Annotated in this window: 21 protein-coding genes; 17 read left to right on the top strand and 4 right to left on the bottom strand. The window is 51.3% G+C overall.

Annotated elements, in window-relative coordinates; genetic code table 11:
• The first annotated feature begins 15 nt into the window (after nt 1–15).
• The 12 genes from V7P87_RS09205 (at nt 16) to V7P87_RS09150 (ending at nt 15,713) form a co-directional block, all read left to right on the top strand.
• On the top strand, nt 16–1,992 hold the full coding sequence (locus tag V7P87_RS09205; protein WP_333797172.1) for a TonB-dependent receptor plug domain-containing protein: 1,977 nt from the start codon (nt 16–18) through the stop codon (nt 1,990–1,992).
• Nucleotides 1,993–2,385: 393 nt separating this feature from the next.
• Complete coding sequence (locus V7P87_RS09200) at nt 2,386–2,580, top strand: hypothetical protein (RefSeq protein ID WP_296298171.1); 195 nt, start codon at nt 2,386–2,388, stop codon at nt 2,578–2,580.
• A gap of 188 nt (nt 2,581–2,768) precedes the next feature.
• Entirely contained in the window at nt 2,769–4,187 is a 1,419-nt protein-coding gene (locus V7P87_RS09195) for a sensor histidine kinase (protein ID WP_333797171.1), read from the top strand.
• Nucleotides 4,184–4,762 carry a hypothetical protein gene (locus tag V7P87_RS09190; RefSeq protein ID WP_296298166.1) on the top strand — a complete coding sequence of 193 codons (579 nt, stop codon included), beginning with the start codon at nt 4,184–4,186 and terminating at the stop codon, nt 4,760–4,762. The genes V7P87_RS09195 and V7P87_RS09190 overlap by 4 nt, the downstream gene beginning before the upstream one ends.
• A 2-nt stretch (nt 4,763–4,764) precedes the next feature.
• Nucleotides 4,765–6,117, top strand: a complete 1,353-nt coding sequence (locus V7P87_RS09185; RefSeq protein WP_333797170.1) for a sigma 54-interacting transcriptional regulator — start codon at nt 4,765–4,767, stop codon at nt 6,115–6,117.
• Between the two features lie 45 nt (nt 6,118–6,162).
• The gene (locus V7P87_RS09180; RefSeq protein ID WP_333797169.1) at nt 6,163–6,486 is read left to right on the top strand and encodes a DUF2288 domain-containing protein; all 324 of its coding nucleotides are present in this window, start codon (nt 6,163–6,165) and stop codon (nt 6,484–6,486) included.
• Between the two features lie 141 nt (nt 6,487–6,627).
• The gene (locus V7P87_RS09175; RefSeq protein WP_333797168.1) at nt 6,628–8,040 is read left to right on the top strand and encodes an HDOD domain-containing protein; all 1,413 of its coding nucleotides are present in this window, start codon (nt 6,628–6,630) and stop codon (nt 8,038–8,040) included.
• A 264-nt stretch (nt 8,041–8,304) separates the two neighbouring features.
• Nucleotides 8,305–8,496: a hypothetical protein gene (locus V7P87_RS09170; RefSeq protein WP_333797167.1), complete on the top strand. Its 192-nt coding sequence runs from the start codon at nt 8,305–8,307 to the stop codon at nt 8,494–8,496.
• A gap of 72 nt (nt 8,497–8,568) precedes the next feature.
• Nucleotides 8,569–12,447, top strand: a complete 3,879-nt coding sequence (locus V7P87_RS09165; protein WP_333797166.1) for a two-component regulator propeller domain-containing protein — start codon at nt 8,569–8,571, stop codon at nt 12,445–12,447.
• A gap of 96 nt (nt 12,448–12,543) precedes the next feature.
• Nucleotides 12,544–13,332 carry a DeoR/GlpR family DNA-binding transcription regulator gene (locus tag V7P87_RS09160; RefSeq protein WP_333797165.1) on the top strand — a complete coding sequence of 263 codons (789 nt, stop codon included), beginning with the start codon at nt 12,544–12,546 and terminating at the stop codon, nt 13,330–13,332.
• Nucleotides 13,333–13,334: 2 nt separating this feature from the next.
• Nucleotides 13,335–15,164 carry a glutamine--fructose-6-phosphate transaminase (isomerizing) gene (gene glmS, locus V7P87_RS09155; RefSeq protein ID WP_333797164.1) on the top strand — a complete coding sequence of 610 codons (1,830 nt, stop codon included), beginning with the start codon at nt 13,335–13,337 and terminating at the stop codon, nt 15,162–15,164.
• 75 nt (nt 15,165–15,239) lie between these two features.
• Nucleotides 15,240–15,713, top strand: a complete 474-nt coding sequence (locus tag V7P87_RS09150; protein WP_333797163.1) for a GNAT family N-acetyltransferase — start codon at nt 15,240–15,242, stop codon at nt 15,711–15,713.
• A 147-nt stretch (nt 15,714–15,860) separates the two neighbouring features.
• Here V7P87_RS09150 and V7P87_RS09145 read toward each other — a convergent pair whose 3' ends face one another.
• The 3 genes from V7P87_RS09145 to V7P87_RS09135 form a co-directional block, all read right to left on the bottom strand.
• On the bottom strand, nt 15,861–16,667 hold the full coding sequence (locus tag V7P87_RS09145; RefSeq protein ID WP_333797162.1) for a hypothetical protein: 807 nt from the start codon (nt 16,665–16,667) through the stop codon (nt 15,861–15,863).
• Between the two features lie 133 nt (nt 16,668–16,800).
• Complete coding sequence (locus V7P87_RS09140) at nt 16,801–18,213, bottom strand: heavy metal sensor histidine kinase (RefSeq protein WP_333797161.1); 1,413 nt, start codon at nt 18,211–18,213, stop codon at nt 16,801–16,803.
• Complete coding sequence (locus tag V7P87_RS09135) at nt 18,203–18,889, bottom strand: heavy metal response regulator transcription factor (RefSeq protein ID WP_260658149.1); 687 nt, start codon at nt 18,887–18,889, stop codon at nt 18,203–18,205. The genes V7P87_RS09140 and V7P87_RS09135 overlap by 11 nt, the downstream gene beginning before the upstream one ends.
• A 271-nt stretch (nt 18,890–19,160) precedes the next feature.
• Between V7P87_RS09135 and V7P87_RS09130 the strand changes: the two genes are divergently transcribed.
• From V7P87_RS09130 to V7P87_RS09110, 5 genes are all read left to right on the top strand, one after another.
• On the top strand, nt 19,161–19,631 hold the full coding sequence (locus tag V7P87_RS09130) for a YybH family protein (RefSeq protein WP_333797160.1): 471 nt from the start codon (nt 19,161–19,163) through the stop codon (nt 19,629–19,631).
• A gap of 194 nt (nt 19,632–19,825) precedes the next feature.
• The gene (locus V7P87_RS09125) at nt 19,826–20,371 is read left to right on the top strand and encodes a hypothetical protein (protein ID WP_333797159.1); all 546 of its coding nucleotides are present in this window, start codon (nt 19,826–19,828) and stop codon (nt 20,369–20,371) included.
• Nucleotides 20,368–21,525 (top strand): efflux RND transporter periplasmic adaptor subunit, encoded by a 1,158-nt coding sequence (locus tag V7P87_RS09120; RefSeq protein ID WP_333797158.1) that lies wholly within the window; start codon nt 20,368–20,370, stop codon nt 21,523–21,525. Before V7P87_RS09125 ends, V7P87_RS09120 begins: the two co-directional genes overlap by 4 nt.
• A 2-nt stretch (nt 21,526–21,527) precedes the next feature.
• Complete coding sequence (locus V7P87_RS09115) at nt 21,528–24,635, top strand: efflux RND transporter permease subunit (RefSeq protein WP_333797157.1); 3,108 nt, start codon at nt 21,528–21,530, stop codon at nt 24,633–24,635.
• 48 nt (nt 24,636–24,683) lie between these two features.
• Nucleotides 24,684–25,211: a hypothetical protein gene (locus tag V7P87_RS09110; RefSeq protein WP_333797156.1), complete on the top strand. Its 528-nt coding sequence runs from the start codon at nt 24,684–24,686 to the stop codon at nt 25,209–25,211.
• 148 nt (nt 25,212–25,359) lie between these two features.
• Here V7P87_RS09110 and V7P87_RS09105 read toward each other — a convergent pair whose 3' ends face one another.
• The gene (locus V7P87_RS09105) at nt 25,360–26,424 is read right to left on the bottom strand and encodes an alkene reductase (RefSeq protein ID WP_333797155.1); all 1,065 of its coding nucleotides are present in this window, start codon (nt 26,422–26,424) and stop codon (nt 25,360–25,362) included.
• Nucleotides 26,425–26,442 lie beyond the last annotated feature (18 nt).

Below are 26,442 nucleotides of genomic sequence, written 5' to 3'. Positions count from 1 at the left end.
TCAATCAGTGTCAATATGCATCAACTGCAGCGAATTTTTCCTGTGTTCAGCCTTTGCCTCTTTGCCGGCACCGCCATAGCCCAAGACAGTACAGACTTATTTGAATTATCGCTGGAAGAACTGGCTGAAGTCTCCGTGGTGACGGCCGGTAAATACCAGCAAGACCTCAGCAGCGCTGCGGCGGTAATGACAGTGCTGGACGCCAGCCGTATCCGCAATCTGGGGGCGGAAAACCTGCAGCAACTGCTGCAGCAGGTCAGCAGTTTTTATATGACAGGTTCGCATTTTTTCCCGCGTAATGTCGCTTCTATCCGCGGAAATCTGCTGACCCACGCCGACAATCATGTGTTGTTATTACTAAATGGCCGGCCACTGCGTGAGAGTTATTCCGGCGGTATTAACTTTGCTATCTATAACGCTTTTCCGCTGCAGGCCATTGAACGACTTGAAATTATCCGTGGCCCAGGCTCTGTGCTTTATGGCTCTAATGCTTATGTGGGCGTGATTAACCTGGTGACAGCCAAACAGATTGCGCCTGAGCTGCAGCTGGGGGTCGGTGAGCAAGGACAACACAGCGCCGGCCTGGCCGGCCATTTGCAGCAGCAAGACTGGGTACTGAATGTAGCTGCAAAATTGCAGCAGGACGACGGCTGGCCTTTTGCTTCTTATGACAACAACAGACAGTGGCGCCAGATTGATTATGGTCAGCAAAACCTCGGGCTTTTTGCTTCTGCCAGTTATCAGCAGTGGCAACTGGACTGGAACTTTGCCCGCAGTCAGCAGGATTTTTTTGGTGCCGCCACCAACTGGAGTGGTGGTATAGCACCTGACGAGCGGGAAGTGGATAGCAGTCGTCAGCATATTGCGCTGCAACATCAGTGGCAACAGCAAGAACACAGCTGGTTACAAAGCAGTTTAAGTTGGGCGCGGATGGATTTTTCCCATTACAACTACGACGCTTATGCCAACGACTTACTGCTGGAGCTGGATCAACACTGGCAGGCCAGCCCCAACTGGAAGTGGCAAGGCGGTATTGCCCGCTGGTGGCAAAACTTCGGTACCAAAGCCGGTCTGGCGGCAGCACCGGTGCCTGATACCGATAACAGAAGAGACACCGCTTATCTGCAGGCCGATTGGCAACTGCTCCATAACTTCAGTCTGTCATCCGGCGTGCAGTTTAACCGCAGTCAACGCAGCGGCAGCGACTGGTTGCCCAGGTTCGGCCTGGTGTGGCAGCTGACAGAACAGTGGGGGCTGAAGCTGTTACAGGCGCGCGCTTATCGTGACCCTTATGCAGTGGAAACCGATTTTAATATTGTGCTGCGTAATGCTGCCGGCCAAATCACCGGCGGTTTGCGCGGTAACCCGGCATTATTGGCCGAACAAATAGACAGTACAGATCTGCAGTGGTTTTTTCAAAACTCACAGTTAAACCTAGCGATGACGCTGTTTCACAGTGAAGCCCGTGACCTGATCAGCAGACAAAGGGCGGCCGACAGGGTGATTGATTTTGTCAATCAGGGCCAGATGCAATTAAAGGGCATTGAGCTTGAAGCGCAGCAGCAGTGGGCCGAGCACGTCAGATTTAGCACAGCGGTAACTTACCAGCAGAATAAAGTGAATCAGATCACAGATTTCACCACAGTGCCAAACTGGCTGGCAAAATCTTCGGTCGAACTGGCATTGCCCGGCGCTTATGGCAACCTGACGCTGTTGTGGAGTTACACCGGAACAGCCACCGACATTGCAGTGCGTAACCCCAACAGGTTATTGCTGAACCCCCCGGCTGATGCTTATCACAGCCTCGACTTACACTGGCGTCTGCCATTCACTGCGATTGCCGCTTTGCCTGAACGTGCTGAGCTGCGTTTTTATGTGGCCAATCTGCTGGATGAAGATATCTATCAGCCCGAGTTTGTTGGCCAGACCATCAATACCATTCCTGCAGCAGCGGGCCGGCGTGTCCGGTTAAGTCTGCATCTGCCCCTCTGAAACCTATGATCTTAAGTTGTTGAAAAATAACTTAAAAACATAGGTTTGCAAAATTCTCGGTTAAGTGTCGCAAAAAAGATACATGCTAACATGTTGAATAACATAGATATTTTCTATGGCTGCAGATCGCTGTCGCTAATTAGCAACAGATCATCTGGTCAGTTTCAGGTGTCCTTATTATATTTGTGCTCGACTGTGTTTTAAGTTGTTGATATTAATCAGTAAAAATTAATTTTTAAAAGTTGGCACAACGCCTGCATTAAACAGATTGTCCAGGTAAATAACGCAAGTGATACACAAGGTTCCACTTCCGTTTTTTACCTGATGAAACAAGCAGTGTAGTGAAAAAATTTAAGCCCGGTCCGACGACTGGCAACATGACAGAGGTACACCATGGACACATTTTTAATCGCAGCAGCCGTATTCTTCGTGATTAATGCTTTAGTGTTTGTTACTTACTTACGCAAAATTGACCTGAACGGTACTGCTGTTCGTCAGTTGGAAAAAGCGCAGTTTGCTGATGCTTATGCCCGTCAGTCTGCCAAAATCCGTAAAGCCCGTGCTGCTGGTGTTGCTGCCCGCGCTTAAGTTCCACTGATGCTGGGGCATCAGTACACAAATCCTGAAAAGGCCGGTTTTATACCGGCCTTTTTTATGCCAGATGTCAGGTTAAAGATTTGTTTTTCAACGCAGTTTTCTGATTAGGTTTGGCCGCACCGTTAAATCCGTTATGATAGGCTTTTGTTGGCTTCCTTTGTTCCGGAGCACTGGCTTCTATGCGTATGCCATTTCAGCCTGCGTCACTCAGGCAATTTATTTTATTAAGTTTTTTTCTGGCGTTAATCCCGTTGGGAGTGCTGCTGTGGCAAAGTAACAGTGCTTTGTCCGATGTCAGCCGTTATGCAGTGGTGGAAGCTGAGAATTCGGTCGACAGCGTTAAAGTGACAGAAAACATGCAAAATCTGGTGGTTGATATTGAAAGGGCAGTGCGTCAGTTCAGTATTTTACGCACCGAAGCGCTGGCAAAGCTGGCTGGCACCCATCTGCGCAATTATCAGCAAATGCTGGATACCGTTTGTCAGAATCTGGATGCTAAAGAGCTGTGTGAACAACAACAGCGGCAGCTGGCGGTGTTGCTGCAGGTCTATCCGCAAAGCAGTATTGAAGAGTTGTCGCCTGTGCTGTTGGCGCTGCGGCAAAATCAGGCACAGCTGACTGAACAAACCTGGAAGCTGTTAGAACTTCGGCTGCAAACCCAACAAAATTATGTGGTGGACGCACAAAACCAGCTGGCGTGGCAAAGTGTGGCGCTGGTGATCCTGACGTTGTTCCTGGTGCTTTGGGCGTCGGCCCGTATTGCTTCACCTATTAAACAACTGGATACCATGATCCGCTCTGTCGGTCAGGCCAGTCATCATTTTCCAAATGAAAAAGTGGAAGGGCCACGCGAACTGACGGAGCTGGGTGAGCAGCTACGCTGGCTGGCGTCGCGGTTACAACAACTCGAAGCGCTGCGGCTGATTTTATTGCGCCATGCCTCTCACGAATTAAAAACCCCGTTGTCCAGTATCCGCGAAGGTTGTGCTTTGTTGTCCGAGCAGCTGGTGGGCAGTTTAAATCCGCAGCAGATGGAAGTGGTGACCTTATTAAATGGCAGTGCCGACCGGCTCAGTCAGCTGACCGAACAGCTGCTGGACTACAACAGATTATTACAACAGGCCAAGCCGGAGTTTGGCTGGCATAACAGCCAACAGCTGCTGCAAAGTTGTTTTAATGACCATGCGTTGTCGTTACAGCAGCGTCAGCAATATATCGAGCTGGATTGTCAGTTACCGCGTATTTATACCGACGCCATGTTATTCCGCCGTATTCTGGACAACCTGATTAACAACGCCCAAGCCTATGGCGCTGAAGGCAGTCCGGTGTGGGTGATCTTAAAACAACATGACAAGTTTATGTTGCTTGATGTTGCCAATAACGGTACTCCTATTCCGGCAGAAATGCGGGCTAAACTGTTTGAACCTTTCCAGCGGGGCACGGCGCCGCGTTTTGATGCAGTGCAGGGGTCAGGTTTAGGATTATCTATTGTGGCCGACTGCGCCCGTTTACTCGGTGGCCTGGCAGAAATTGTTGATGTGAATTATGCCGATGTGTGTATCCGCATCCGTTTACCTTTGGTTGAGGAATCGTTATGAAGTTATGGTCTGTGCTGGCTGGAACTGTGTTGCTGGCAGGATGTCAGGGTGGCCCGGTGCAACTGCCTGTGGTGCACAAACCCTTGCCGGCACCAGAAAAAGTGGTGGAGTTGCCACGCCAGGCACCAGAGCCGGTAAAACCCGTGCTGGCGATCAGCGACGATGCGCTGAGTTTAACGGCCTGGGCAAAGTTTCGCAGTGAGTTGCTTGCCATGAATGGCAAGCAACGTGACGCGCTCAGTAAAGAGCTGGCCCCTTCTGCGGTCAGCAATTTGCAGCAGTTGTTGATCCGTATTCACCCCGACACCCCTTATGCCGTGCGTTTTAAAGCGCAGATGCAGCTGGGTGAACAGCTGACCATTTTGCCCAAAGGGCTGGCCGAGTTATTGCGCTGGGACTACGCCTACAATCAGAAACTGCTGGAGTCGGAGTCGGCAGTCAAAGCGCTGGGGCGGCTCAATGGTCAGCAGCAAGACAATCTGGACCGTTTGCAAAAGCAAAATGCTGATCTGCAGAAGAAAATAGACGCTCTGACCCAGATCGAAGCCAAGCTGAACCAGAATGGCGGAGGTTAAACATGAGTGGTAACAACGCCCGTTTATTGTTGGTTGACGATGATCCAAGCCTGCTGCGGTTGATGACCTTGCGACTGGAAGGTGAAGGTTATCAGGTAATTAGCGCCGACTGTGCTGAAACCGCCTTAACTTTACTGGCAAAAAATCCGGTGGATGTAGTGCTTAGTGATCTGCGCATGCCTGGGCTGGATGGTATGGCGCTGTTTGACGAAATTGCCAAACGTAATCCGGGTTTGCCTGTGGTACTGATGACTGCCCATGGTTCTATTCCGGAAGCCGTCGCCGCCACGCAGCGTGGTGTCTTTGGTTTTTTAACCAAACCCCTGAACAATGTTGAGCTTAGGGACATTCTGCAAAAAGCCGTGCATCAGTCGCACGTACCGAGCAAAGACGAATGGCGTCAGGCCATAGTGACCCGCAGTAAAAGTATGGAACAGGTGCTGGAGCAGGCTTACCGTGTTGCGCAGCGTGACGTCAGTGTACTGATCACAGGCGCCAGTGGTACTGGTAAAGAGTTGCTGGCCAAGGCCATTCATCAGGCCAGCCCCAGAGCGCGCCGGCCTTTTGTGGCCATTAACTGCGGGGCTTTGCCGGAACATCTGCTTGAATCTGAATTATTTGGCCATACTAAAGGCGCTTTTACCGGTGCTGTCACTGAACACGCCGGTTTATTCCGCGAAGCCGACGGTGGCACACTCTTTCTCGATGAAATTGGTGATATGCCGCTCCCCCTGCAGGTGAAATTATTAAGGGCACTGCAGGAGCGGCAAATCCGCCCCGTTGGCAGCGCCAAGTCTATTCCTATTGATGTGCGGATTATTTCCGCCACCCACCGCGACTTAAAACAGGCGATGCAGGAGCAAAGTTTCCGCGAAGATTTGTATTACCGCCTGAACGTGGTGAATTTGCAGCTGCCGACTCTGCGCGAGCGGGCTGAAGATATTCCGCTGTTGGCGCGCCATGTGCTGGCACAAAGTGGCGAGCGCCATCATGTACAGGTGAACCGTTTTTCCGAAGACGCGATGCAGGCGCTGGTGACGGCGCAGTGGCCGGGTAATGTGCGCCAGTTGGTCAACGTGGTGGAACAATGTGTGGCCTTAACCAGCAGCCCGGTGATCAGTCTGGCGCTGGTGGAACAGGCGCTGGCGCAGAACCGCAGTTTCTGGCCGACCTTAAGCGAAGCACGCGATCAGTTTGAACGGCAATATCTGGTACGGGTGCTGAAAATGTCAGAAGGCAATGTCACCCGTGCGGCTGAGCTGGCCGGACGTAACAGAACCGATTTTCATAAACTGCTGAAAAAACATGAGCTCAGTGCGGCTCAGGTGTCAGAGCAGGGTGATGAGCCGGAATAACAACCCAGGCGCCAGCAGGCGCCGTGATCAGAGTGAATCAGACGCATGAATGAAAATTTTGCAGTCGAACCCGAAGTCCTGAAAACCAAAATTACCGCAGAAACAGCCCGCATCAGCTGGCTGGAATTACAAAAGTTTTATGCTTCGGGGGCGGTGTTACAGGTGAGCGCGCGGCTGGACCTGGTGGATGTGGCTTATGCTTTTGCCGTGGATGACAAAACCCAGGTGGCAAGCTGGCTGGCACAACATCAGATAGCGCGGGTAGAACCTGCAGAGGCGCAGCAGTGGTATGAGCAAAAAACTGAACTCTGGGCTGTGGTGATTTCCCCCTGGGTGCTGGTGCAAAAAACCGAACGCGACACCCATTAAAACCGTCATCAGCCGCTTATTGCAGTCACACCAGTGCAGGCAAGTTTTGTTGGCGCTGTGTTTTGCCTTGAGCTGGCACTACACTGACATCAGATTGTCATTTGCCGGCCAGGTGTCGCTGCCGGTGTTGTGGAGGCTAAGATGGCTGAAGTAAGAGGGCCGGCGGCCTGGATGCGGTTGCTTGGTCAAATCAAATTGCCGGCCATCCAGAGTGTGGTGCTGGAGGTGTGTCAGCTTAATGACAGCGCCGAAAGCAGTGCAGATGATCTGGCACAAATTATTTTGCGTGACGCCAGCCTGACCTCCAAAGTGTTGCGGGTGGCCAACACTGTACACTACAACAGATCCAGTAAACCTATCCAAACGGTGTCGCGTGCGATAGTGCAGATAGGTTTTGTTGAGGTAAAAAACATTACACTGGCCAGTGTGCTGATTGACAGTTTTCTCACCGGCAAACCAAAAACCTTGTTGTTACAACGGCTGGCCCGCTCTTTTCACGCTGCAGTGCAGGCGCGCGCTATGGTGCCTAAACTGGACAGCGAAAGACGCGAGCAGGTGTTTATTGCCGCTTTATTACGCCATGTGGCTGAGCTGGCTTTATTGGCGAGCGGAGAGCCAGCCGCTGAACAGTTTATTGTTGAGCGTGATCTGTACCCGGACGATGAGCACGCTATAGCGATGAAATATCTGGGGGTGGGCATCGACACTCTAAACCGGGAGCTGGTGAAAGAATGGAAGCTGGGAGACATGTTGCAGGATGTGGTGAATCCAAATGCAAAAGCCAATGCCATCAGCGCAGTGATCAATCTGGCCGACAGTATCAGTCAGCATATTATGCAAGGGCTGACCTCGCCTCAGATGGCGCGTAACTGCCAGCAATTGGCCATGATGTGTCATTTAAAGCTCGAAGAAAGCCAACAACAAATTCTGCTGATGGCAGACGAAGCTGCTGTTGTCGCCAGCAGTTATGGTGCCGATAAAATTCTGCCGCAATTGCCGGACCGGCAAAAAGTGCTGGAAGTGACAGCGCAATATTCAGTGACTGACTTTGAGCTGGTACGCCATCTGAATATGTTATTTAAGTTGTTCAGCCTACAGGACAATCTGTCAAAAATTCTGCATTCCGCTGTGTTGTGCCTGCAGGAAGGTGCAGCCTTGCCAAGGGTCAGCCTGATGTTGATGGACTACAAAAGTAAGTCGTTTGAACCCCGTTATGTGGCAGGGCGTGACACTTTGTTGTGGCGTCAGCAATTAAAAATTGAGCTGGATAAATTGCAAAAAGGTGAGTTATTACATGACTTGCTCACCCATCAACAACCCATCTGGCGTACGCAAAACACAACGTCACAACCATTAGGCCGGCTCGAGGTGTTGTTACCTCATGATGGGGATTGTCTGGTCGCTGCCTTAAAAGTGGAAAAACGGATTTTTGCGCTGTTGTATGCAGATGCCGCCGGACGGGCGCTGACCAACCGCCAGTTTGCTGAGTTTCAGCTGGTGGCGCAAACACTGCAAATGATGTTGCAGTTTCAGGATAATCATCCTCCGCTATAACAGGCGGCTTCAAAAACCTGGCCTTACTCCTGTGCCGGGCAAAAAAAGGGAGCAGGTACAGGCCTGCTCCCAAACTGCAGAAAAGCATTTACACCGTGGAGTCTCATCCTTGTGTCAACCGTGCAAGTACGGTTTGTCTTCCTGACGGCAGAAACTATACAAGCCTTTTTGAGTTATTGCAAATAGTTCTCATTTAAATTATGCTGTTTTTATCCGGCCAAGGGTTTCCGTCTGAGTTTGTACTGCCGGAACAGGGAGAAAAACATGCTGGAGATGCAAACGATGATGCCGGTACAGCTGATGTTGACTTTATTGCTGCTGTTACCTGGTTTGGTACTGATTGGTATCGACTATCTGCTGTATCAGTCGCTCGACCGACGGGTATTGTTACTGGCAGCTGCGCTGGTGTTGTTGCTGTTATGCTGTTCTTTGGTCAAAGCCGTCATCATGCTGTAACTGAGCTATTGCGACGCCGGCAAAAAGCAACAATACTAGACTTTAACATCAGGTTGTCGGAACAGAGCGGCTATGTGGTTAAAGTGGGTACTGGTTTATTGCTGTTGCTGGTTCTTCGCCGCACCACTTCTGGCACAAAACAATGTGAATGCCTCAGTTGGCCGCACAGCAGCAGAACCAATTTCTGTTTACAGCCGATTCATTCATTTGTCCCGCCAACATCCCGGTTTATCTCAGGCCACAGCCCTGACCCAGGACTTACAAGGGTTTCTCTGGATTGGCACTCAGCATGGTTTATACCGTTATGATGGTCAGGAAATTGAAACTTTCCGTTCTAGTCCAAGTGACAACAACAGCTTATCAGCAGACTGGATTTCCAGTTTGTTGGTTGACCAGCGCGGCCAGCTGTGGATAGGCACCCGTTATGGGGGGCTGAATCTGTTTGACCCCGCGACGGAAAAATTTAGCCGTATTCCGTTGCCGCGCGGCAGTGGTGTGGCACAGCAGGTTGAAATCAGTGTTGTGTATCAAGACAACCAGCATGAAATCTGGGTGGGTACCCATGGTGCTGGTTTATTCCGCTGGCTGGCCGAAACCAAAGAACTGGAAGCTGTGCAGTTGCCAGGTGTGGCCAGTGAAATTGATGGTCAGTACATCAACACGCTGCTGCGTGATCTGGACGGTTATCTGTGGATAGGCACCGGCAATGCGCCCCTACGCAGTCGTGGTCAATCCAAAGGTGGCGCCTTGCGCTGGCATCCAGAGCGGCTCGATAAGCAATTATTTACGGTACAAAACTCTGCTCTGACGGCAGCTGCTGTGACAGCAATTAAAACCGATGCAGCAGGGCAAATCTGGCTCGGTAGTTATGGCGGTGGTTTGTATCATTATCAGCCCAGTTCGGCCAAACTCAGGGTGATGCCTGGGCAACCGCAATCATTGGCGCAGAGCCAGATCACTGACTTTGATTTTGCTGCTGACGGTTCGCTTTGGGTCAGCAGTTATGATCGGGGTCTTTGGTTCTTGCCGCCGGAAAAGCAGCAGTGGCAGCAGTTTAAAGCCAATCCTATGGTGCCCTATCAAATCCAGAGTAATAACCTGACCGGTTTGTTATTCGATACCCAGGACACTTTGTGGCTACAAAGCCCGGCGGGTTTGTTTGCTTTATCGGCGATGGCGCAACAAGTTCGCTCTTTGCCCACGGATCCTAGCAACCCAAATTTGCTGGCGCATAACGATGTGTTTGCCATTACTCCAGCACAGTCCGGCAAATATTGGCTTGCCAATCGCGATGGCGGTATTGCCCTGTTTGACGCTGCAACTGCCAGTGTAAAACGCTGGCCCATTCAGGTCGCCGATAATGTCAAACGCAAACCGACTTTGGCGCGCCATGTATTGCAGGATCCGGACGGGGTGATCTGGATAGGCACAGACACTGGGCTTTTTCAGCTCGACCGGCAAACAGGCCAGTGGCAACCTTTTGCATTAAATGCCGAACCTGATCAACCGAATATTGGCGTGTTGTATTTAGACGGATTACAACAACTCTGGGTGGGCACCCGAGGAGACGGTTTGTTTTTATTAAAGCCGGGTCAGATTCGCCATTATAAGCAGGACCCGGCATCCGACACCGGCCTTGGCAGCGATACCATCAGCACTTTGCAATCCGACAGTTATCACGATTTATGGATAGGGTATGCCGATCAGGGCATTTCCAGATTGCAGCATTCAACCGGCAAAATTCAGAGTTGGCGTGAAGGTGCGGGTCAAAGTGCAGGTTTACGTTTTAATGGTATTCAGCTGATTTATCAGGAAGCTGGTGAGCTCTGGGTGCGCGCTGGTAATATCAATCACAGAGTGCTGAGAAACAGTCAGGATCCAACCCTGATTGAAGGATTTAAGTCCTATCTGGGCGCAGAAGATGCTGATTTAAAGTTACGGCAGGCTTTTCACTTTTTGTGGTTGTACCGCACCAGCTTACAGCAGGATTTAGTGCAGTTTGGTGAGCCTCATGGTTTTATGGCCACCACCTGGATTGGCAGCTGGCTGGTGAACCAACAAGGCATGCATCTGCGTGGTGGTAATCAGGGGCTGGATTATTATTCACCGGCCAAGCTCCCTGCCACTCCGGCACCGCTGGCGGTGCGGCTGACCGGCTTTAATTTATTTAACAAAAAAGTACGGCCACAAAACAGCCCTGACGCGGTATTACAAAGAGCCATAGGGTATGCCGATGAAATCAGGCTGGATTACGAACAGGATATGTTTACGCTGCAGTTTTCAGCATTGGATTATGTGCAGCCACAACAAACACGCTACCGCTACCGGCTGATTGGTTTTGACCGTGACTGGATAGAAACAGACGCCAACAGCAGGCGTGCGACTTATACCCGGCTGGCCCCCAATGATTATCAGTTTGAAGTGATGGCAAAAAGCCCGGGCCAGGACTGGGATCAGGCAGCAGTCAGCAAAGTGCAAATCCGTATTCTGCCGCCCTGGTGGCTGACCTGGTACAGCAAACTGGCAGCGATGGTGTTGTTATTTGGCAGCATCTGGTTGTTGTTACAATACCGGCTGCGCAGTGAACGCAAAACCCGCAACTGGCTGGAGCAGGTGGTCAGTAACCGCACTGCTGAACTACAAACCCAAAATCAGGCGCTGGCCGATTCTTACCGCGATATGACCTTGCTGCAAATGCTGGCCAAGCAAATTACTGCTTCGCTGGATTTGCAGGAAATTTTGTTTTTGTGCCATCAAAACCTGAACGAAATTATGGATGTGCATGTGCTGGCTATTGGTATTTACCGGCCTGAACGTCAGTCGCTGGAGTTTAGCCACTGGCTGGAAAACGGCCGGCTGATGGCACCCTTTGAGCTGAAGCTACAACCGGAGCAGCACCTGGCGACAGTGTGTTTTAATCAGCAGCGCGAAATGAATATTCAAAAGCGGCAGGATTTCCTGAACTTCCTCAGCGCAATTCCGCAGCCGCTGATGGGCGAACCTATGCAGTCGGTGTTGTATTTGCCTTTGGTGGTCAATCACGAAAAAATCGGTTGTATGACAGTCCAAAGTCCGGTGGAGGCTGCTTTTAGCCCACAGCAAGTGAATCTGGTACGCACCCTGGCCAGCAATATTGCCATTGCGGTGGCTAATGCCAATATAGTGGCGCGGTTGCAACAAACTCAGCAGCAGCTGGTGATGCAGGAAAAAATGGCCTCTTTGGGCGGTTTGGTGGCCGGCGTGGCACATGAAGTGAATACCCCGCTGGGCATTTGCGTGACAGCCGTCAGTCATCTGCAGTCCGAACTAAATAGTGTGAATAAAGCCCATCAGCAACAACAGCTTGGCGCGCAGGCATTTAACCGTTTTCTCGAAACCGCCACTGCAACAGCAGAGATCCTCAGTAGTAATATTCTGCGGGCGGCGCAGCTGATTCAAAGTTTTAAACAGGTGGCGGTGGATAAGTCGGCCAGTGGCGCCCGTGAATTTGATTTGTCGGCTTATCTGCAGGAAGTGATGGCGTCGTTGCAGCCTGAGCTGAACCGTTGTCATTGCCAATGGCAGCTCGACAGTGACGAAGCTTTAACCCTGTATGCAGACGCCGGTTCGCTGGCGCAGTTGTTAACCCATCTGGTGATGAACTCGGTGCAGCATGGTTTTACCGGAGATTTGTCGGCCGAGCCAAAAATCACCTTAAAACTGAGCCGTCAGGGCGGGCAAATTCAGCTGGAATACCGCGACAATGGTGTGGGTATGGACAGTGATACGTTAAAACGGTTATTTGACCCGTTTTTTACCACCAAACGCAGTGCCGGCAACAGCGGCCTGGGCGCACATATCGTCTACAATCTGGTCACAGCACAACTGGGTGGCAGCATTTATGTCAGCAGTGAAACAGGTCAGGGCGTGTATTACCGCATTCTGTTACCAGTACAACGGCGGCCTGCATAAAAGCCGCCGTTTTCGTCTTGCAATTATCTTTCGAATAGATAGAATGTCTTTCGAGTTTGTTATTTATCTTTCGAATCGAAACTTAAGCGGAAACTGATGAATAAACGTAATACCCAACAACGCCGCAGAGCTATTCTGGAACTGCTGAATCAGCAGGGCGAAGTCAGTGTGGATGAACTGGCGTTACGGTTTGAAACTTCAGAAGTCACCATTCGAAAAGATTTAACAGCGCTGGAAGATAACGGTTTATTGCTGCGTAAATACGGTGGTGCAGTGCCGCTACCACAAGAGCTAATGGCCGAATCCGCAGGTAAAATTTCAGCCCGTAAACAGGCGCTGGCCAAAGCCGCTGCCGGCCTTATCCGTGACCACTACCGCATTATTATTGACAGCGGCAGCACCACAGCCGCTTTGTTACCGGAACTGTCTGCAAAACAGGGGCTGGTGGTAATGACCAATTCGTTGTTTATTGCCAACAGCCTGCGCGAACTGGAACACGAACCCAAATTACTGATGACCGGCGGCAGCTGGGACGCTCAGTCTGAGTCTTTTCAGGGCCAGCTGGCGGAACAAGTGCTGCGCGCTTACGATTTTGATCAGCTGTTTATCGGTGCTGATGGCATTGATTTACAACGCGGCACTACCACTTTTAATGAACTGACCAGCTTAAGCCGGGTAATGGCTGAGGTGGCACGTGAAGTAGTGGTGATGGTTGAGTCCGATAAAATCGGCCGCAAAATTCATAATCTCGAACTGCCGTGGACGTCGATAAAAATCCTGGTAACAGATGACAAGTTACCCGACACGGCAAAAAGGCAAATAGAACAGCAGGGTGTCAGAGTGATTTGTGCCCCTGTGCAACTCAATACGGAATTTTCGGAGTAAATATGTGTGGAATAGTAGGCGCAGTAGCGCAACGTGATGTAGTCGACATTCTGGTAGAAGGCTTACGCCGCCTGGAATACCGTGGTTATGACTCAGCAGGTGTGGCCGTGGTTAGCCCGGGCGGTGAGCTGCAGCGCATTCGCCGTTTAGGCAAAGTCAAAGAGTTGGCTGACGCGGTAAAACTGACGCCAACCCCAGGCGGCACCGGTATTGCACACACCCGTTGGGCCACTCATGGTGAACCTTCAGAGCGTAACGCCCACCCTCATGTTTCCGGCAAAATTTCCGTAGTACACAACGGCATTATTGAAAACCATAACCCGCTGCGCGATATGCTTAAAGCCAAAGGTTATGTGTTTAATTCAGACACTGACACTGAAGTCATTGCACACTTAGTGGAAGAAGAATTAAAAACCGCCGAGTCGTTATTAGCCGCAGTACAAAAAGCGGTGAAACAATTCTCCGGTGCCTATGGTACTGTTTTAATGGACAAAACCGACCCAAGCCGTTTAGTGGTTGCCCGTTCTGGCAGCCCGCTGGTGATAGGTTTAGGCATTGGCGAAAACTTTATTGCCTCTGATCAGCTGGCGTTATTGCCGGTGACCCGTCGTTTTATGTTTTTAGAAGAAGGCGACGTGGCGGAAATTACCCGCACCACAGTGCGCATTTTTGATAAAGACGGTATGGCGGTTGACCGTGTAGTGCATGAGTCCAACGTCAGTTATGACGCCGGCGACAAAGGCCAATACCGCCACTTTATGCTCAAAGAAATTTATGAGCAGCCAAATGCCATTAACAACACGCTGGAAGGCCGTTTAAGCAGTGAGTCTGTGCTGGACGAAACCTTTGGTAACGGCGCTGCAGAACTGTTTAAAAAAGTAAAACACGTACAAATTGTGGCTTGTGGTACTTCGTATCACTCAGGCATGGTGGCCCGTTATTGGCTGGAATCTTTAGGTGGCATTTCCTGTAACGTTGAGATTGCGTCGGAATTCCGTTACCGCAAATCTTTTGTACAGCCAAACAGCCTGTTAGTCAGCATTTCTCAGTCGGGTGAAACTGCCGATACCTTAGCAGCGCTGCGTCTGGCCAAAGAAGCTGGTTATGTTGGCAGCTTAACCATTTGTAACGTGGCCGGTTCGTCTTTGGTGCGTGAATCTGATTTAGCCTTTATGACCCGCGCCGGTGCTGAAATTGGTGTGGCTTCAACCAAAGCCTTTACCACTCAGCTGGTTGGTTTGGCTATGCTGACGCTGGCCATTGGTAAATACAATGGTTTAACTGCTGCCCAGCAAAAAGACATGGTTGAAGCGCTGCGTTCTTTACCTGCCAAGCTGGAAGAAACATTAAAGCTGGCTGGTAGCATTGAAACGCTGGCGGAAGAGTTTGCCGATAAACACCATTCGCTGTTTTTAGGCCGTGGCGACCAGTATCCGATTGCAATGGAAGGTGCGCTGAAACTCAAAGAAATTTCTTATATTCACGCTGAAGCTTATGCCGCCGGTGAATTAAAACATGGCCCCTTAGCGCTGATTGACGCTCAAATGCCAATCATCGTCGTCGCGCCAAACAACGAACTACTGGAAAAGCTGCAGTCGAACGTGGAAGAAGTGCGTGCCCGTGGTGGTATTTTGTATGTGTTCGCCGACGCCAATGCCCACTTTAAATCAGACGCGACTCAGCGTGTAGTGAACGTGCCACACGTGCATCCGCTGATCGCACCTATTGTGTACACTATTCCGCTGCAGTTATTAAGTTACTATGTTGCCATTATCAAAGGCACAGATGTAGACCAGCCACGTAACCTGGCAAAATCTGTGACTGTGGAATAATTTAAGTCGTTGTTTTTAAATAAAACCCGGCTGATGCCGGGTTTTTTATTGTTTCGAGAACACAAGAGCACAGTGATGCAACTGATTAATCTACGCCAAAGGCCTGAGGCTATTAAGCTTATTGCACCCTGGCATTTTGCCGAGTGGGGCGCCTTGTTTCCTGAGCGCAGCCTGGCGGATTTTTCGGCAGAATTAGCCTTGTGCCTGACCCAGGATGCAGTACCGCAAAGCTGGTTGTTGCTGGATGCAGCCGGAGAGGTTGTTGGTACTGGGTCAATATTGGTGCACGATATGACCACCAATCAGGAACTCAGTCCCTGGCTGGCCAATATTTATCTGCGGCCCGAGGTGCGCGGACAAGGTTTAGGCAGCTGGCTGGTGCAACAATTAATGCAGCAAGCCGCCTTGCTGCACATCAACACCTTGTATCTGTTTACCGAAGATCAGCAGGCATTTTATCAGCGTTTGGGCTGGCAGCTGCATCATACCGAATGGTATGAAGGCCATTGGGTCACTGTGATGCAGTGTCAGCTTGTTGCCAGTGGCTGAACGACCATCACAACCAGTCAGCAGTGTGCAAAACTTAAATTTGCTGCAGGTGAAGTGCCTGTTGATACTGTTATTGGGATGGGTCTGGCTTCACTAGCAAAGCTTCAGATTGAGCATTTAATCCTGCAGTTTGGCCAAGCTGCAGTGCTAAAAAATCTGCAGTAAATCCGCTTCAATCAGCAAAAAATCTTCTGGCGTAAAATATTGCCGGTGCAGTTCAATGGCTTGTTTGCGGTAGTGCGGTAACTGCATTTTGGCATCGATTAGACTAATCAGCTTTTTGCCGTTTTCACTTTGGGTGCACACCAGATAACCCATAATTACCGGCTGATTCAGTAACTGATGCGCGACAAAATGGCTGCTTTGTGGCACCTGTGCCTGATGGCCGCGCGCAGTGGCGGCAAATTCCAACAGTGCGTCCAGCCGTTGTTTGGCCAGCATTTGTAATAAAGTTTCGGCGGCGTATTCACCACTGCGCTGATAAAAATGCTGAGGATATTGATTGATCAGCTCATCGAGTTTTTCCCCATAACTGCGCCCCTGCACTATGCCAATTTTCATTCTGGGGTTTTGGCGGAATAACAATTGCAAATCAACAGGATGGTCGGCCAGTTTGTGATTGCTGATAAGCTGTACGGGCGGATAGACCGAAGTGGGTCTTTTGGAAAATAATAAAAAAGCTTCGCGTTCAGCAGTGCGGATTTTACTTAAGGCGCAATAATTGCCTTCGGCCTGCAGCAGCTTCCAGGTGCGGGCATCGCCGAGGCGCAGCGGTTCTATTTTTAAATCGGGCGGCGCCAGCTGCTGCAACAAAGCCAGAATTTGAATATCCACATCACCGCGGCTGTCTCTGCTGTCGCTGGTGTTATTCAGCAGCAACCACATTTGTTCCGGCGCCGCCGGGGCGCAGCAGGGCAATAACAACAAAAAAACGCCGATATACAGGGTTTGCATAAGGCTCACCTGCAGCAAAGGCCGGCATCCTGTCAGCAGCGCTGCCACTTTTGCAAAAGAATGTTATTACTGTAGCAAAAGCCCGCCTGCTCAGCCTGCAGCAGACCACAAAGAAGCAGAGCTTGTCTGAGTGTTAATGCTGAGTTTTGCCGGGCGCTGGCTGCGCTGCTGCTATTGGCCAGTACAGGCTAAAACAGGTAAGGCCTTGCTCTGAGCTAACAGCCACCTGACCACCATGCAGTTCTACAATAGACTTCACCATGGCCAGGCCCAGTCCGGCACCTTCGCTGTGGCGCTGCCGGGACGGATCCACCCGGTAAAAACGGTCAAATAACAAAGGTAAATGTTGGGGCGCTATAGTGGTGCCGCTGTTGCTCACCTGTATACAACAAGAGTGGGGTTGTTGGCTCAGCTTAACGCTGACGGTGCTACCGGCGTCGGCATGGCGAATGGCATTGGATAACAGGTTTGACAAAGCACGTTGCAGCATTACTTTGTCGGCCAGCAGTTGCAACTCTGGCCCTGTATAAGTCAGCCTGACCTGTTTTTCGTCGGCTAATAATTCAAAAAACTCAAACAGCTGATTCATTAATGGCTGCAGCGCCACTTGTTGTGGGTTTAGTTTCAGCAAACCATGGTCGGTTTTGGCCAGCCACAACATATCACTGACCATTTTGGCCAGCCGTTCCTGCTCTTCCAGATTGGAATACAACAGTTCGCGGTATTCTTCCAGGCTGCGCTCTTTACCCAGTGTCACCTGGGTTTGGGTGATCAGGTTACTTAACGGCGTGCGCAGTTCGTGGGCGATGTCGGCAGAAAACTCCGACAAGCGGGTAAATCCCTGCTGCAGGTTGTTGATCATCTCGTTAAAACTTTCTACCAGCTCGCGCAGTTCCTGTGGCACCGCCGAAGGTTCCAGCCGCAGGTGCAAATGTTCGGCGCTGATATGGCGAATGTCACTGCTGAGTTTGGCCAAAGGTTGCAGCCCCTGTCGTACCCCAAACCAGGCGGCCAGCAGAATCACCGCCACCGCAGCCGCTATAGTCAGCCATAAAGTCCAGCGTAATAAATGCAGATAATGCAGGTGAAATTCCATTTCCATGGCCACAGCCACTTTAACGCCGCTGTCGCCCTGTAAAATAGCACCACGAAAATGCCTGTTGTCCTGCTGCCAGCTGACTAAATCTGTCGGCCGGATTTGCCGCACCGGGGTCGTGAGTTTTAACAAAGGGGTGAGATCGGCGCCGTCAGCACTCAGTGCCGGCTGGGCGCTGCTGTCCAGCACCAGGTAATAACTCTGATGATGGCCGGTTAATACCTGATGCAAATGCGCCTGATAATTTTGTGGGGATAATTGATCATCTTCCAGTGCATGTAATACCGAGTGCGCCACTGCCTGTAATTCACCGGCATCCTGTTCGGAAAAATGTTGTTCAATGGAGTTTTGTAACATCGACGCCAGCAACATGGCACATAACAACACGGCCACAGCAACAAACAGCATCACCCTGTTGGCCAGTGACAGCGGCGCCCTGTTAAAGCTCATGCTCAGGCGCCTCTATTTTGTAACCCATGCCACGCACTGTATGAATCAGTTTTACCGCAAAGTCGTCGTCCACTTTGCTGCGTAGCCGCCGTATCGCCACGTCTATCACATTGGTGTCTGAGTCAAAATTCATATCCCAGACCTGACTGGCAATCAAGGACCGCGGTAATACTTCCCCTTCGCGGCGCATCAGAAGCTCCAGCAGCGCAAATTCTTTTTGTGTCAGGTTCAGCTTTTTACCGTTGCGGCTGGCTTTGTGTTTACTAAATTCCAGAATTAAATCAGCCACCTGTAATCTGTCGGCCTGGGGCTGCAACTGGCCACGGCGCAGCAAAGTGCGTACCCGCGCCAGTAGTTCGTTAAAAGCAAAAGGTTTCACCAGATAATCGTCAGCGCCAAGCTCCAGCCCGCGCACGCGGTCGTCCACACTGTCCAGAGCGCTGAGTAACAACACCGGGGTATAACGGCCAGCCTGACGCAGCGCCGTTAAAATGCGCAGGCCATCAACGTCGGGCAACATTAAATCCAGAATAATCAGTTCAAAGTCTTCGGTCATGGCCAGGTGATGCCCGTCCAGACCATTGCGGCATAAAGTCGGGTTAAAACCAGCTTCAGTAAAACCCTGTTTCAGGTAATCACCGGTTTTAATTTCATCTTCAACTATTAATAAACGCATCTGAGTATCCACGGTTTCGCCAGGGCGACAGCGGCCTCCAGCTTAGCCCAATCTGTCAGGCAGGCATAGCAGGGGGCTGTGGCCTGAGGAATAAATGACAATATTGTCATCTTTGTGACAGAGTACTGCAATGCAGCAGGCGGCACACTGCCTGAAACCTGGTTTGTTGGCTACAAGCTCAACAGCAAACTCTATTGCACCAGCAGTTGAGTCACTGCTGAACAACAGCCAGGTCTTTTTCAGCATCATAAAAATTAACAAGGGAACCACAATGCAGTTTTATCACAACTTTTCTCTGGCCTTGTTGCTGGCGGCTTTTAGCAGCCCGCTCTGGGCCCATGGCAAAAGCAGCAGCACTGAAGGCGTGAACAGCGCAGTGTACCAAAGCGCGGCCGGTCAGGTGGTGCAGCAGTTTCATCAGGCGCTGCAACAAGGCAACCGCGATCTTGTGCTGGCGCAACTCTCACCATCAGTACAAATTTTTGAAGGGGGGGCCGTGGAGCGTTCACGCGATGAATACAAAGCACATCACCTGGACGCCGATATCAATTATTTAAAACAGATCAGCAGTAAATTGCTGGAGCAGCAAATTGAAATTATTGGTGATGTTGCTTATGCCGTGAGCCGCAGCAGCCAAAAAGGCGAGATCAAAGGCAAAAAAATTGACCGCACCGGCACCGAGTCGCTGGTGCTGCGTCATATCCAAGGTCAGTGGCAAATAGTCTTGGTGCATTGGTCCTGACTGCTGTCCCTCTGTTCAGGCTGTGGTGTAACTGCAGCCTGTTTTTCCCTTTACAGCTTGTCGCACCACATTGCCTGAAGGTTCGATCACATCACTAAAAGCCCAGATGACAAATTTGTAATCTGGCGGTCAGGCTGCTGTTGCCTCTGTTCTGACAAACTGCTGCCATCAATAATTTTTTTGTTAGGGTCACGATGAAATTTCTCTGGATCATCTTGTTTTGTTTGCCGCTGCAGCTTTGGGCGCATGGTGGTGAAGACCATGGCGAGGAAGAACAAAAAACAGCTGCAGCTATGCCTGCCAGTAGCGGTAGCCGCGCTTATGCCAGTTCGGAATTATTTGAGCTGGTGCTGGTTGCGCCTGCTGCCGGTAGTGCTGAGCAACAACTCAGTATTTATCTGGATTATTTTGCCGATAACAGCCCGGTGGAAGGCGCCGTGATTGAGCTGGATCTGGCTGGTTTTTCTGGCAAAGCCACTATGGTGCAGCCGGGTTTTTACCAGCTGAAAACACCGGCACTGACAGCTGAGCGCCACAGTGTGACCCTGACGATTGAAGCAGGTGAGGACCTGGATTTATTGACCACAGCACTGGATTTAACGCCGGTCAGCACAGAAGTGCCACACGATCATAGCTGGACTGAGTACAGCACCCAGTTGTGGTTTGCTGTGGGCATTTTGCTCTTGGCGCTGGTGGTCTGGCGCCTGGCATCCAGTCGTCGCCAGGGAGAATTATCATGAATAATACATTAAAGTGGCTGCTGGTCGGCCTGCTGTCGGGCGGTTTTTCCGCGCAGCTGTTGGCCCATGGCGGCGAAGATCATTCCCATGATGAAGCCCCGCAGGTGCAGGTCAGTGGTGATAAACCCAGCCGGTTAACAGACGGCAGTTTATTTATTCCTAAAGCGGCGCAACATCAGTGGCAATTGCGTACCCGCAAAGTGCAACAGGCGCAGCATCAGCGCAGTATTGAATTACAGGCGGAGGTTATCCTGGATCCGGCTTTTGGCGGTTTGATTGAAGCCGGCCAGTTGGGGCAGCTACAAGCCGGGCCGGATGGCTGGCCAACTTTGGGCCAGCAGGTGCGTGCCGGTCAGGTGCTGGCGGCGATAGCGCCGCTCGATACCAGTTTAGATCGCAGCAATCAGCAAGCCTTATTGGCGGAGCTGGATGCGCAGATCGCATTAACGCAGGACCGTATCCGTCGTTTTAAACAATTGGGCACACTGGTGCCGGCCAATGAGCTGGACGCACTGAATATCGATTTGGCCGGCTTGAAAAAACGCCGTGAATTTGCGGCCAAAGGTGCAGGCCAGCTGGTGCCTGTGGTGGCGCCAGTGTCGGGTGTGATCAGTCAGGTGTATAAACTGCGTGGTCAGGTGGTGGAAAGTCAGGATGCGTTATTTCAGATTGTCGACCCGGCCGAGCTGTTAATTGCCGCCCGGTTGTATGACAACAGCCTGACCTTGCCGGCAACACCCAGCGCCAGCGCCATTTTGCTGGCGGGCAACAACACAGGCTCAGGTTTCCCGCTGTTATTCCAGGGGCAAGGTTTGCAGTTACAACAGCAGGCCAGGCCCTTGTGGTTTAAACCAGAGCCTGAGGCAGCAAACACCACAGAAAACATCACACCACAACTGAGCGTAGGTCAGCCTTTAACTGTGGTGCTGGCAACAGGTGAGCTGCTTTCCGGCTGGGCTGTGCCAAGAACAGCTTTGCAAAAACTCGACACAGGTGAAACCGCAGTTTGGGTGCATCAGTCGGCGGAACGTTTTATTGCACAAAAAGTGAGCCCGTTGCCGCTGAATGCCAATGAAGTGGTGATTGTCAGTGGTTTACATGACGGTGACAGAGTGGTGGTACAGGCCGCTTCGTTGCTGGCGCAGGTGAGGTAAGCATGTTTGATGCGCTGATCCGCTTTAGTTTAAAACAACGGCTGTTTGTACTGGGCTGTGCTTTGTTACTGCTGGTATTTGGCAGTATGAGCCTGAAGCAGCTGCCGGTGGATGTATTTCCTGATTTAAATAAACCTACTGTTACTTTAATGACTGAAGCCGGTGGTATGGCGCCGGAAGAAGTCGAGCAGTTGGTCACTTTCCCGCTGGAAACCAGCATGAATGGTATTCCGGGAGTGAGTCGGGTGCGTTCAGTGTCCGGTGTGGGTCTGTCGGTGCTGTATATCGAATTTGACTGGGGCTCAGACATTTACCGCAACCGCCAGATGGTGGCCGAAAGGTTGAGCCTGGCGCAGGAGCAACTGCCCGATGGTGTGATGCCGCAGCTGGGGCCAGTGTCATCCATTATGGGGGAAATTCTGCTGCTGGCCATTCCGGCCGATCCGGCCAAGGTCAGCCCTATGGCGGTACGCGAATTTGCCGAATGGGTGGTGCGGCCCAGGTTATTGAGTATTCCGGGCGTGGCTCAGGTGATCCCTATTGGCGGTGAAGTGCGCCAATACAGAGTCGAGCCTATTGCTTCACAACTGGCGGCGCTTGACGTCAGCCTCAATGAAATTGAGCAGGCGCTGACCGATTTTGGTGTCAATTCCAGCGGTGGTTTTCTCGAAGCCCAGGGCCGTGAGTGGCTCATTCGTAATATTGGCCGCACCAAAGCGCTGGAAGATTTACAGCAGCTGGTGGTGGCGGTCAAAGATGGTCAGCCGGTGTTATTACAGCAGCTGGCTAATGTCAATATTGTGGCTGCAACCAAAAGAGGGGATGCCGGTTATAAAGGCAAAGCGGCAGTGATTTTGTCGGTGCAAAAACAACCGGCCGGTGACAGTGTAAAACTGACGCGACAGATTGAAGCTGCGGTGGCAGAACTTGGCAAAGGCTTGCCTGATGGGGTGCAGGCACCGCAGTTTTTGTTTAAACAAGCTGACTTTATTGAAAATTCCATCAATAACGTTGAAGAAGCGCTGCGTGATGGTGCCATTATGGTCACCATTATTCTGTTTATGTTTTTGCTGAATGTGCGCACTACCGCAATTTCGCTGCTGGCGATACCCCTGAGTTTATTAGCCGCTGTGCTGGTGTTCCGTTATTTTGGTTTGTCGATCAACACCATGACGCTGGGTGGCCTGGCCATTGCGCTGGGTGAACTGGTAGACGACGCAGTAGTGGATGTGGAAAACGTGCTGCGCCGGTTAAAAGAAAACCGGCAGCTGGCAGTACCTAAACCTGTGCTGGAAGTGATAGCTGCAGCATCCGGTGAGGTGCGCAGTGGCGTGGTGTACGCCACTTTAATTGTAGTGCTGGTGTTTGTGCCGCTCTTTGCACTGTCCGGTATTGAAGGCCGGTTATTCAGCCCGCTGGGTGTGGCTTATATCACCTCTATTCTGGCCAGTATGATGGTGGCTATTACCGTCACCCCTGTGCTTTGTTATTACCTGCTGCCAAAATTAGCCCAGCAGCAACATGGCGACAGTGCGCTGGTGCGTATGTTGAAAAAACGCGATGAGCAGTTGCTGCGCTGGTCTTTTGGCCATGCCCGCTCTTTGCTGGCGGCCGCGCTGCTGGCCGTCACCGTTGCTGCTGCTTCGGTGCCGTTTTTTGCCAAAAGTTTTCTGCCACCTTTTAACGAAGGCACTTTAACCATCAATCTGATGTTGCAGCCCGGCACTGCGCTCAGTGAATCCAATAAAGTGGGCGCTTTGGCTGAGCAACTGCTGCTGCAGGTGCCGGAAGTGACGCAGGTGGGCCGCCGCACTGGTCGTGCCGAGCTGGATGAACATGCCGAAGGGGTGCATTACACCGAAATTGATGTGGATTTACAGGCGTTGGAGCGGCCAAGGTCTGAAGTGCTGGCCGAGATCCGCCGGGTACTTTCGGTACTGCCGGGCAGTGTCAGTGTAGGTCAGCCAATTTCACACCGGCTGGACCATTTGTTGTCAGGTGTGCGGGCACAAATAGCCATTAAAGTTTTTGGCGATGATATTGCCACCCTGCGCGCCCTTGGTAATAACCTGCAGCAGGAGCTTAGCAAAGTGGCAGGGGTTACCGACCTCAGCCTGGAAAAACAGGTGTTGATCCCACAGGTAAAAATTCAGGTGGATTATCAAAAAGCTGCTGCTTATGGTGTGGCGCCCGGCGCTTTATTGCATAGCCTGCAGCAACAGATTGATGGGGTAAAACTCAGTCAGCTAATCAGTAATGAGCGGCGTTTTGATTTATTGTTGCGCTTGCCCGACAGCGCACGTGACCCTGCGGCATTGGCGCAGCTGCTGATCCAAACGCCCAAAGGAACAGTGCCGCTGAGTATGCTGGCGCAGGTGCTGGAGTCAGACGGGCCTAACCAAATCAGCCGTGAAAATGGCCGGCGTCGTATAGTTCTATCGGCTAATGTGGAGGGCAGGGATTTAAGCCATGCCATTACCGATATCAGGGCTGTACTGGCGCAAACCCAGTTGCCTGAAGGTTATTTTACCGCGCTGGAAGGCCAGTTCCAGGCGCAGGAAGAAGCGGCGAACCTGATCACTTTGCTGGCGCTGGGTTCCCTGATTGCCATTTTGCTGGTGTTGTACAGTAGATATCAGTCGCTTCGGTTAACGCTGATTATTATGGCGAATATTCCGCTGGCGCTGATTGGCTCTGTGCTGGCGTTGTGGTGGGCTGATCAGCCGCTGTCGGTGGCGGCGCTGGTGGGCTTTATTACACTGGCCGGTATTGCTACCCGAAATGGCATTTTAAAAATCAGCCATTACATCAACTTATGCCGGTTTGAAGCTGAGGTGTTTGGCACTCAGATGATTATCCGTGGCTCGCTCGAGCGATTAACACCTGTGCTGATGACCGCTTTGGTGGCGGCTTTTGCGCTGTTGCCTTTGTTATTTTCGGCCGACGCGCCGGGCAAAGAAATTTTGCACCCTGTAGCTGTGGTGATTTTTGGTGGCCTGGTCAGCTCCACTATTTTGGATACTGTGCTGACACCTTTGATGTTCTGGTTATGGGGTAAGGCACCGCTGGAGCGGTTAATGGCCGAGACCGACCAAACACAACTTTATTAAAGTTATTGTTTTTACTAATTTTTTAACTAACAGTTTTTGGAGATTATTATGTTCAGAACCACTTTTTCCCAACTGACCAAAGCAGCGGCGCTGTTGGCTATGGTTGCCGCAGGTGCAGCACAGGCGCATACCGATGAATATCTGGACACTGTGGTGGGCCCTAATGGGGGTCAATTGCGGATGGCCGGTGCCTATCATTTTGAATTGCTGGTCGTCAAAGACAGCGTTGAGGCTAAAAAAAATGCCATTAAAGTCTTTGTGATGGACCATGCCAACACGCCGGTCGCAACAGCAGGCGCCACCGCCAATTTGGTGCTGGTGGCCGGCAAACAAAAAGCCAAGGTGGAGTTAAAACCAGAAGGCAACAATGCCCTGGTGGGGGAGGCTGTATACGCTTCTGTACCTGAGATGAAAGTGGTGGCCAATGTCACTATGCCAGGCCAAAGTGCACAAACAGCCAAGTTTGAGCCATTAAAACCAACGGCGGCAGCGGCCAAAGATCATGATCATCATGAACATGGTGAAAAACATCAGCATGACGCTGAAAAAGCTGAAGACCATAGCCATCACCACTGATCAAGACAGCGTATGGATTGAGGTCTGTACTGGATTTGGGCTTGTGCCATCTGTCTGATACAGCGCCTGAAACAGCAACCAGGCTTTAACAATAAAAAACCACCGTCGCCGGTGGTTTTTGATTATCAGCAGCTAATTTCGGCTGTGATTAAGCCTGCTGCAGGCTTGGATAGTCGGTATAACCTTCAGCACCTTTGGCGTAAAACAGCTCTTTACGCGGTGGATTCAGTGGTGCGTCTTGTTGCAACCGCGCCGGTAAATCCGGGTTGGCAATAAAAGGCACACCAAAAGCCACAGCGTCTGCTTTGCCCTCAGCCAGCCAGGCATGGGCCTGGGCTTTATTAAAGCCTTCGTTGGCAATCACTACACCGCCAAACTGCTGTTTGAGCATCGGCGTTAAGCTGTCGTCTGCGGCATGCTCGCGGGTTGAAATAAAGGCAATCTGGCGTTTACCCAGTTCACGCGCCACATAACCAAAAGTATCAGCCGGTTGGCTGTCTTTCATATCGTGGGCGTCCATTCTGGGCGCTAAATGCACTGCCACTCTGTCTTTGCCCCAAACCTCAATACAGGCGTCTGTCACTTCCAGCAATAAACGGGCGCGGTTTTCGAGCGAACCACCGTATTCATCGGTACGCAAATTGGTGCTGTCCTGCAGGAACTGATCGAGCAGATAACCATTGGCACCATGCACATGCACACCGTCAAAACCGGCCGCTTTGGCATTGATAGCGCCCTGACGGTAGGCCGCAATCACCTCGTTAATTTCGTCCAGCGTTAAGGCTCTTGGCGTTTCAAAGTCTTTCATCGGTCTTAATAAACTGACATGGCCAGCCGGTTTGACTGCACTGGGTGCAACAGGTAATTCACCGTTTAAATAATAGGGGTCGGACACCCGGCCGACATGCCACAGCTGCAGGAAAATCAGTCCGCCTTGTTGGTGCACAGCGTCTGTCACCAGCTTCCAGCCTTGCACCTGTTCGTCAGACCAGATGCCTGGGGTGTCGGGGTAACCCACGCCCATAGGGGTCACTGAAGTGGCTTCAGATAAAATTAAACCGGCACTGGCGCGCTGGCGGTAATAATCGGCCATCAGTGCATTAGGCACCCGACCTTCACTGGCGCGGCAGCGGGTTAACGGCGCCATCACAATACGGTTTTTTAACGTCAGGCTGCCCAGTTGCAGCGGAGCAAACAAAGTTGGTGTAGTCATCAAAATTCAGCCTTATTG

This window comes from Rheinheimera sp., assembly GCF_036782235.1.
In the GTDB taxonomy this organism is placed as follows: domain Bacteria; phylum Pseudomonadota; class Gammaproteobacteria; order Enterobacterales; family Alteromonadaceae; genus Pararheinheimera.
Note: the sequence above shows the minus strand (reverse complement) of the source record. Positions and strands in the feature narration are given on the sequence as shown.